This is a genomic window from Kineococcus indalonis, from assembly GCF_009906395.1.
Lineage (GTDB): Bacteria > Actinomycetota > Actinomycetes > Actinomycetales > Kineococcaceae > Kineococcus > Kineococcus indalonis.
In genome coordinates, this window is the sequence record NZ_JAAALM010000131.1 from 1 (window position 1) to 8,747 (window position 8,747).

Consider the following 8,747-nt stretch of genomic DNA (forward strand, 5'->3'; position numbering starts at 1 on the left):
GGTCACGTGAGCTCCGGGGGTCGGGGGCCGTGGGATCGACCCGTGCGCGGTCGGCAGCGGAGTGCAGCGTCTCGTCACGCTAGCCCCTCGCCCGGCGCCCGGCCCGGCGAAGCGGCCCCGCACGCACGACGGCCCGCACCCCCACCGCGATCGGTGGGGGTGCGGGCCGTGCGGGCCGCCTCAGGCGACGTTGACGTTCTGCCCCGGTGGCGCCGACTCCAGCCACGAGGCGAAGCCCGTGTAGGCGTCGGTGCTCATCGCCAGCTCCAGCTGCTCGCCGCTGTGCCGGCACTCCACGACGAGGGCGTCGGGCTGGACGGCGAGCCGCTCGTGGCCCTCGGCGTCCCGGCGCCGCGTCACGTCGAGCGCCCCCCGCGCGAAGGAGCGCGAGGGGCGCGGCGACAGCGAGAAGGTGCGGTACCAGTCCAGGCGGTCGGTCTCGTAGCGCGCCACGCCCAGGGACCAGCGGCGCGTCCCCGGCTGGCGCACCGAGCAGTCGAACGTGCCCAGGCGGCCGGTGAGCCGGCGGCGCCGCACGACCACGAGGACCAGGCAGACCAGCACCAGCAGGGCGCAGGCGCCCGCCACCTCCAGGGACAGCAGCAGCTCGCGCACGCCGGTCAGGTCCTCCCGACTCGTCTCGTCAGAGGGCCTCGGCGGGCCGACCGGCGACCTCGGTGACCGTCTCGGCCACGATGGTCACCCGGTCGGAGTCGACGGAGAAGAAGCCGCCGTCCACGTGGACGGTGGTGCCGCCACCGGGGCCGGTGACGGACACCTCCCCGTCGCTCAGGACGGCCAGCACGGGCTGGTGGCCCGTCATGATGCCGATCTCGCCGTCGACGGTGCGGGCGCGCACCAGCGTCGCCTCACCCGACCACACGGACCGGTCGGCGGCGACCAGCTCGACCTGCAACGGCACCCTGCGCTCCTCTGCTGCTCGTGACTGCTACCGGACCCGGTGGTCCGTCAGCCCTGCTTCTGGATCTCGGCCCACTTGCGCTCGACGTCCTCGAGGCCGCCGACGTTGAAGAAGGCCTGCTCGGCGACGTGGTCGAGCTCACCGTCGGCGATCTTGGAGAAGCCCTCGATCGTCTCCTTCAGCGGGACCGTGGAGCCGGCCACGCCGGTGAACTTCTCGGCCATGTAGGTGTTCTGCGACAGGAACTGCTGGATGCGCCGCGCGCGGGACACGGTGAGCTTGTCCTCCTCGGACAGCTCGTCCACGCCCAGGATGGCGATGATGTCCTGCAGCTCCTTGTTGCGCTGCAGGATCTGCTTCACGCGCACCGCGGTCGCGTAGTGGTCCTTGGAGATGTACAGCGGGTCCAGGATCCGGGAGGTCGAGGCCAGCGGGTCCACCGCGGGGTACAGGCCGCGCGAGGCGATCTCGCGGGACAGCTCCGTGGTGGCGTCCAGGTGCGCGAACGTCGTGGCGGGAGCCGGGTCGGTGTAGTCGTCCGCGGGGACGTAGATCGCCTGCATGGAGGTGATCGAGTGGCCGCGGGTGGAGGTGATGCGCTCCTGCAGCACGCCCATCTCGTCGGCCAGGGTGGGCTGGTAGCCCACGGCCGAGGGCATGCGGCCCAGCAGGGTCGACACCTCGGAGCCGGCCTGGGTGAACCGGAAGATGTTGTCGATGAAGAGCAGCACGTCCTGCTTCTGCACGTCGCGGAAGTACTCCGCCATCGTCAGGGCGGACAGCGCCACGCGCAGGCGGGTGCCCGGCGGCTCGTCCATCTGGCCGAAGACCAGGGCGGTCTTGTCGAAGACGCCGGCCTCGGCCATCTCGTGGATGAGGTCGTTGCCCTCGCGGGTGCGCTCGCCCACGCCGGCGAACACCGACACGCCGCCGTGGTTCTGGGCGACGCGCTGGATCATCTCCTGGATCAGCACGGTCTTGCCCACGCCCGCACCGCCGAACAGGCCGATCTTGCCGCCCTGCACGTACGGGGTGAGCAGGTCGATGACCTTGATGCCGGTCTCGAACATCTGGGTCTTCGACTCGAGCTGGTCGAAGTTGGGGGCCTTGCGGTGGATCGGCCAGCGCTCGGTGACCTCGAGGCGCTCGCCCTCCTCCAGGTTCAGGCACTCGCCGATGGCGTTGAAGACCTTGCCCAGGGTGACGTTGCCGACCGGCACGGAGATCGGGGCGCCGGTGTCGGTGACGGGGGCACCGCGCACCATGCCGTCGGTGGGCTTCAGGGAGATGGCGCGGACCATGTTGTCGCCCAGGTGGGAGGCCACCTCGAGCGTGACGGTCTGCGTCTGCCCGCCCATCGTCACCTGCGTGGTGAGGGCGCTGTTCTGGACGGGCATCGTGTCGGCCGAGAACTCGACGTCGACGACGGGCCCGATGACTCGGGCGATGCGGCCGGTGGCACCGCGGTCGGTGCTGCTCGGCGTCTCGGTGACGGTGGCGGTCATGTCGCTCCTCGGAGTTCCTTCGTCGAGTGAGTGCGTGCGGGGTGCGGGCGTCAGCCGCGGGAACCGGAGGAGGCCAAGGCGTCGGCACCGCCGACGATCTCGGTGATCTCCTGGGTGATGTCCGCCTGCCGGGCGTTGTTCGCCAGCCGCGTGAGGTTCTTGATGAGCTCGTCCGCGTTGTCCGTGGCCGACTTCATCGCCCGCTGGCGGGCGGCGAGCTCGGACGCCGCGGCCTGCAGCAGGCAGTTGTAGACGCGGCTGTTGACGTACTGCGGCAGCAGCGCGTCCAGCACCGCCTCGGGGCTCGGCTCGAACTCGTACAGCGGCTGCAGCTCGCCGTCGTCCTGCCCGGTGCCCTCGACGACCTCCAGGGGCAGCAGGCGGATGACCCGCGGCTCCTGCGTGACCATGCTCACGAAGTGCGTGTAGACCACGTGGATCTCGTCGACACCGCCCTCGGCGGCCTCGCGGCCGAAGTCCTCCACGAGGCGCTCGCCGATCTCCTTGGCGTGCTCGTAGCGCGGGGAGTCGGTGAAGCCGGCCCACTCGGCCGTGATGTCGCGCCGGCGGAAGCGGTAGAACGAGGCCGCCTTGCGCCCGACGAGGTAGGGCGCGACGTCCTTGCCGTCCGCGCGCAGCGCGGCGGTGAGGCGCTCACCCTCGCGCAGCACGTTGGAGGAGTACGCCCCGGCCAGACCGCGGTCGGAGGAGAGGAGCAGCACCGCGGCGCGCCGCACCTGCGGCTTCTCCGTGATCAGCGGGTGGTCGAGCGAGGCGTTGGACGCCGCCGCCGACACCGCGCGGGTGAGCGCGCGGGCGTAGGGCGTCGACGCCCGCACGTTCGCCTGCGCCTTGATGATGCGCGACGCCGCGATCAGCTCCATCGCCCGCGTGATCTTCTTGGTCGCCTGGACCGAGCGGATCTGCCGCCGGTAGGCCCTCAGCTGGCCTGCCATGTCCTGCTCCTCTTCCCTGCTCCGCTCGGTCCCTGCCGTGCCTGTGCCGTGACTGGTGCGCGCCCCGCGTCAGCGGGCCGCGGTCGCCCCGCCCCGGTTGGTGGTGATGCGCTCCTGCGAGATGTCGTCCGCGTCCGTGCGGCCCTCGTCGGTCTGCGCCGGCGCGCTGTCGGCGGCGGCGGAGGAGAACTGCGGCTTGAAGGCCTCGACCGCCTTCTGCAGCTCCTGCTTGGCCCCGTCGGAGAACTGCTTGCTCTCGCGGATGCCCTGCATGACGCCGGGGTGCTGGCGCTTGACGTACTCGAGGAACTCGCGCTCGAAGCGGCCGATGTCGGCGACCTCGACGGAGTCCAGCTGACCGGTGGTGCCGGCCCAGATGGAGACGACCTGCTCCTCCAGCGAGTACGGGGTGTACTGCGGCTGCTTGAGCAGCTCGACCAGGCGCGCGCCGCGGGCCAGCTGGCGGCGGGAGGCCGCGTCGAGGTCGGAGGCGAACATCGCGAACGCCTCCATGGCGCGGTACTGCGCCAGGTCCAGCTTCAGCGTGCCGGAGATGCCCTTGATCGCCTTCGTCTGGGCGGCACCGCCGACGCGGGAGACCGAGATGCCGACGTCGATGGCGGGGCGCTGGTTGGCGTTGAAGAGGTCGGACTGCAGGAAGATCTGCCCGTCCGTGATGGAGATGACGTTGGTGGGGATGTACGCCGAGACGTCGTTGCCCTTGGTCTCGATGAACGGCAGGCCGGTCATCGAGCCGCCGCCGAGGTCGTCGGACAGCTTCGCGCAGCGCTCCAGCAGGCGGGAGTGCAGGTAGAAGACGTCACCGGGGTACGCCTCGCGGCCCGGCGGGCGGCGCAGCAGCAGCGACACGGCGCGGTACGCCTCGGCCTGCTTGGACAGGTCGTCGAAGACGATGAGGACGTGCTTGCCGCTGTACATCCAGTGCTGGCCGATGGACGAGCCGGTGTACGGCGCCAGGTACTTGAAGCCGGCCGGGTCGGACGCCGGGGCCGCGACGATGGTCGTGTACTCCATCGCGCCGGCCTCCTCCAGGGAGCGGCGCACGGAGGCGATCGTCGAGCCCTTCTGGCCGATCGCGACGTAGATGCAGCGGACCTGCTGCTTCGGGTCGCCGCTCTCCCAGTTGGCCTTCTGGTTGATGATCGTGTCGATCGCGATGGCGGTCTTGCCGGTCTGGCGGTCGCCGATGATCAGCTGGCGCTGGCCGCGGCCGACCGGGATCATCGCGTCGATCGCCTTGATGCCGGTCTGCAGCGGCTCGCGGACCTCCTGGCGCTGCACGACCGAGGGGGCCTGCAGCTCCAGCGCGCGGCGGGCCTCGGCCTCGATCGGGCCCAGGCCGTCGATCGGCGCGCCCAGCGGGTCCACGACCCGGCCCAGGAAGGCGTCGCCGACGGGCACGGAGAGGACCTCACCGGTGCGGTGGACCTCCTGGCCCTCCTCGATGCCGGAGAAGTCGCCCAGGACGACGACGCCGATCTCGCGCACGTCGAGGTTCTGGGCCAGGCCCAGGGTGCCGTCCTCGAAGCGCAGCAGCTCGTTCGCCATCACCGAGGGCAGGCCCTCGACGCGGGCGATGCCGTCGCCGGCCTCGCTGACGCGGCCGACCTCCTCGCGCGCGGCGGTACCGGGGTCGTACGACGCCACGAAGGCGTCGAGAGCGTCCCGGATCTCCTCCGGGCGGATGGTCAGCTCGGCCATGGGATGCCCTGCTCTCCTTCTCGGGGTGCTGTCTGTGGTGCCAGCGGGTGGTGCCCGTGCGCGTGGCGGGTGCTCGGTCCCGGCGGAGCCGGACCGCCGAGCGGCGGTTCAGTGCGTGCTGCGACCCATTGTCCCCCGATCCGGGGGGCCGGTCGACCGAGCCGCCGCCCGTTCGCGGAGGGCTCAGCCGGCCAGGCGGCGGCGGGCGTCGGCCAGCCGGGTGGAGACGGCGCCGTCGATGACGTCGTCGCCGATGCTCACCCGCAGACCCCCGACCAGCTCGGGGTCGACGTCGACGTTCAGGCGCACCGCGCGGCCGTACTGGCGGCGCAGCGCGGCCGCCAGCCGGTCGTGGTGCTCCTGGGTCAGCGGCCGGGCGCTCACGACGTGGGCGACCAGCTGCTCGCGCCGGCGGGCGACGATCCCGACGTACTCCTCCAGCAGCCGCTCGGCGCGCACGCCGCGCGGGGCGACGGCCACCCGGCGGGCCAGCTGGATGGTCTCCGGGGTGGCCCTGCTGAGCAGGAGCCGGGAGACCAGGGCCGCCCGGTTGGCGGCCGGGGCCTTGCGGTCGGCCAGCGCGTCGCGCAGCGCCGGGTCGCCGGCCACGGTCCGCGAGAACCGGAAGAGCTCGTCCTCCAGGGCGTCCAGGTGCCCCGAGCGCTCGGCCTGGACCGCCACGGCGGCCACCGCCAGGCGCTCGCAGGCGTCGGCGATGTCGCGGGTGCCGGACCAGCGGCCGGTGGCCAGGGCCGCGACCGTCTCGACGGCGGCCGGCGAGACGCGCTCGCCCAGCACGCCGCGCACGAACGCGGCCTTGGCCGAGGCGTCGCGCGCCGGGTCGGTCAGCGCCCGGCGCAGCCCGATGGACTCGTCGAGGAGCGAGGTGACCGCGAAGAGGTCCTCGCCGGTGCGCCCGGCGTCGGCCCCGCCGCCGGCCAGCTGCGCCTCGAGCACCTCCCGGGCGCGGGCCAGGCTGACCCGCGCCGCGCCGCTGTCGAGGTCGGTCATCGGCTCGTCACGCCCTGCGGGGAGGAGGTGGACTCCAGCTCCGCGAGGAAGCGGTCGACGACGCCGCTCTGGCGCGCCGGCTCCTGCAGGGACTCGCCGACGATGCGCGAGGCCAGGTCGGTCGCGAGGCGGCCGACCTCGGCGCGCAGCTGCGCCGCGGCCTGGGCGCGCTCGGCCTCGATCGTGGCGCGGGCGGACACGGTGATCCGCTCGGCCTCGGCCTGGGCCTGCTCGCGCATCTCCGCGAGGATCGCCGCGCCCTGCTGGCGGGCCTCCTCGCGGATGCGGTTGGCCTCGCCGCGGGCGTCGGCGAGCTGGGCCTTGTACTCCTGCAGCGCGGCGTTGGCCTCGGCCTGCGCGCGCTCGGCCTTCTCGACGCCGCCCTGGATCGCCTCGCGGCGCTCCTCGAAGGCCTTCTCGAGCCGCGGCACGACGACCTTGGCGACGAGCAGGTAGAGCAGGGCCAGGAAGACGAGCCCGGCGATGAGCTCGCCGGGGTGCGGCAGGACGGGGTAGGCGGTCTCCCAGAAGCCGCCCTCCTCCTCGGCCGCGGCAGCCATCACCCACGCGGGCATGTGCGCTCCTTAGCTGTCAGTTGGTCTCGCCGACGGGGAGGTCGGTCACTCGCCGCCCGGGTTGATGAAGGCGAGGACGAAGCCCAGGATCGCGAGCGCCTCGGCGAGCGCGAAGCCCAGGATGGCGATCGGCTGCAGCATGCCGCGCGACTCGGGCTGGCGGGCGACGCCGTTGATGTAGGCGGCGAAGACGAGACCGACGGCGATGGCCGGGCCGATCGCGGCGAGGCCGTAACCGATGACGTTGAGGCTTCCACCCATGGTGTGGATCGTTCCTTTCTCGGACCGGCGCCGACGGCCCCGGAGTCGTTGTCGTGCGGTGGGTCAGTGCTCGTCGGCGAGGGAGCCGGCGATGTACGTGGCGGTGAGCAGCACGAAGATGTAGGACTGCAGCACCTGGATCAGCAGCTCGAAGAAGGACATCACCAGGCCGAACAGGTACGAGACCACGCCCGCGGCGGGCAGCAGTCCCTCACCGTGCAGCAGCAGGTGCTCGCCGCCGAGGAACAGCACGAGGATCAGCATGTGACCCGCGAACATGTTCGCGAAGAGTCGCACCGCCAGCGTCAGCGGGCGCGAGACGAAGTAGGTGAAGAGCTCCAGCAGGTAGACGACCGGCACGAGGAACACCGGGACGCCGGCCGGCATGAGCGACTTGAAGTAGCCGCCCAGGCCCTTCCGCTTGATCCCGATCGCGTGGTAGAGCACGAAGACCACGAGGGTCAGCGCGATCGGGAAGCCGATGCGGCTCATCGTCGGGAACTGGATCGGCGGGATGACCCCGGCGAGGTTGTTCACGAGGATGAGGACGAACATCGTGAACAGCAGCGGGACGTAGCGGAGGAACTCCTTGGACCCGATGATGTCCCGGGCCACGCCGTTGCGGACGAAGCCGTAGAGGGCCTCCACCGCGAACTGCTTCTTGTTCGCCGGCACGACCGTGAGCCGCTTGGTGGTCGCCAGCAGCAACGCCCCGATGACCACGACGCTCAGCGCCATGACGAACATCGGCCGGGTGATGGCGAAGTCGCCGTTCCCGATCAGCGGCTGCCAGAAGTCGCCGGGCGTGGGAGCCTCGAAGGTCTCCCCCCCAGCGGTGGCGAGCGTGGACAGGCTCACAGCGTCTCCTCCGTACGAACGCCAGTGTGTGGACGGGGGGCAGGCACGGTGCGCCGGACGCCCGCCCGCGCTGTGCGCGGGCTGGGCATCACTTGCGCGAACCGTACCGGAACCACACGTAGTAGATGCTCAGCGCCATGCCGCCGAGGCAGCCGACGACGGCCAGGAAGGACGTCCCCAGCCACCGGTCCAGCAGCAGGCCGAGCAGCCCGAAGCCGACGATCCCGGACATCAGGTACGAGACCGCGTTCCAAGCCACGCTGTCCTGCAGCCTGGCCTGCTCGCGCGCGTCCTCGTCCGGCCGCCTGTCCTCCTCGGGCATGGTGGTGCGAACGGTAGCAGCCGGGCACGTCAGCTCCCCGCCCCGGAACGGCCGTGCGCGAGGTCGAAGACCGGCAGGCGCAGGCGGCGGAAGGCGAGGCACGCGGCCGCGCTCCACACGACCGTGCACGCCGCGGCGGCCAGGGCCGCGGCCCGCCCGTCCACGCCGGGCAGGTCGCGCAGCACGAGCACCGCGGTGGCGAGCACCGTGACCTTGAAGAGGTAGACCACCAGGGCCAGCGCCAGGCTCAGCGCGGGCTCGACGTGCTTGAGCACGCGCAGCAGCAGGAAGGTCGAGGCGAGGAAGGCGGTGGCCAGGCCACCGCCGACCAGCGCGCCGAGCGCGGCCGGGGTGCCCGACAGCGCGGCGGCGCCCGTGCCGGCCAGCCAGACGGCGACGACGGGGGGCAGCGCGCGGCGCGGGACGACGCTGAACACGTCGTCGGCACTCCTGGTCACGGCAGCTGCTCTCTGTCGTCGGCGGGTCGTCCGGGGTTCGGCTCGTCGGCGCGTCCGCGGCTCACCGGTGCAGGGGCCGGGCGGACTTCGTGAAAGCTATCACGAGACGAAGGGTCTCCTACGCACCGTCGTGGACCGCCGGGGGACGGGTGGGGGA

The 8,747-nt window shown here is 72.1% G+C and carries 11 protein-coding genes; all 11 read right to left on the reverse strand.

What is annotated here, in order from left to right:
* Positions 1-180: 180 nt before the first annotated feature.
* The gene (locus GTR00_RS08765) at positions 181-615 is read right to left on the reverse strand and encodes a DUF2550 domain-containing protein (protein WP_323132340.1); all 435 of its coding nucleotides are present in this window, start codon (positions 613-615) and stop codon (positions 181-183) included.
* Positions 616-643: 28 nt separating this feature from the next.
* Entirely contained in the window at positions 644-922 is a 279-nt protein-coding gene (locus GTR00_RS08770; RefSeq protein ID WP_166611246.1) for a F0F1 ATP synthase subunit epsilon, read from the reverse strand.
* Positions 923-969: 47 nt separating this feature from the next.
* The gene (gene atpD / locus GTR00_RS08775) at positions 970-2,427 is read right to left on the reverse strand and encodes a F0F1 ATP synthase subunit beta (protein WP_166611247.1); all 1,458 of its coding nucleotides are present in this window, start codon (positions 2,425-2,427) and stop codon (positions 970-972) included.
* Positions 2,428-2,477: 50 nt separating this feature from the next.
* Positions 2,478-3,383: a F0F1 ATP synthase subunit gamma gene (locus tag GTR00_RS08780; protein WP_166611248.1), complete on the reverse strand. Its 906-nt coding sequence runs from the start codon at positions 3,381-3,383 to the stop codon at positions 2,478-2,480.
* Between the two features lie 69 nt (positions 3,384-3,452).
* A complete protein-coding gene (gene atpA / locus GTR00_RS08785) occupies positions 3,453-5,105 on the reverse strand; it encodes a F0F1 ATP synthase subunit alpha (protein WP_166611249.1) in 1,653 nt (550 codons plus the stop codon).
* A gap of 183 nt (positions 5,106-5,288) precedes the next feature.
* Complete coding sequence (locus tag GTR00_RS08790) at positions 5,289-6,116, reverse strand: F0F1 ATP synthase subunit delta (RefSeq protein WP_166611250.1); 828 nt, start codon at positions 6,114-6,116, stop codon at positions 5,289-5,291.
* Entirely contained in the window at positions 6,113-6,691 is a 579-nt protein-coding gene (locus GTR00_RS08795) for a F0F1 ATP synthase subunit B (protein ID WP_166611251.1), read from the reverse strand. Before GTR00_RS08795 ends, GTR00_RS08790 begins: the two co-directional genes overlap by 4 nt.
* 45 nt (positions 6,692-6,736) lie before the next feature.
* Positions 6,737-6,952: an ATP synthase F0 subunit C gene (locus tag GTR00_RS08800; protein ID WP_166611252.1), complete on the reverse strand. Its 216-nt coding sequence runs from the start codon at positions 6,950-6,952 to the stop codon at positions 6,737-6,739.
* Positions 6,953-7,015: 63 nt separating this feature from the next.
* On the reverse strand, positions 7,016-7,810 hold the full coding sequence (gene atpB / locus GTR00_RS08805) for a F0F1 ATP synthase subunit A (protein WP_323132341.1): 795 nt from the start codon (positions 7,808-7,810) through the stop codon (positions 7,016-7,018).
* An 88-nt stretch (positions 7,811-7,898) separates the two neighbouring features.
* The gene (locus GTR00_RS08810) at positions 7,899-8,132 is read right to left on the reverse strand and encodes an AtpZ/AtpI family protein (RefSeq protein WP_205705389.1); all 234 of its coding nucleotides are present in this window, start codon (positions 8,130-8,132) and stop codon (positions 7,899-7,901) included.
* Positions 8,133-8,161: 29 nt separating this feature from the next.
* Positions 8,162-8,590, reverse strand: a complete 429-nt coding sequence (locus tag GTR00_RS08815) for a hypothetical protein (protein ID WP_166611253.1) — start codon at positions 8,588-8,590, stop codon at positions 8,162-8,164.
* Positions 8,591-8,747 lie beyond the last annotated feature (157 nt).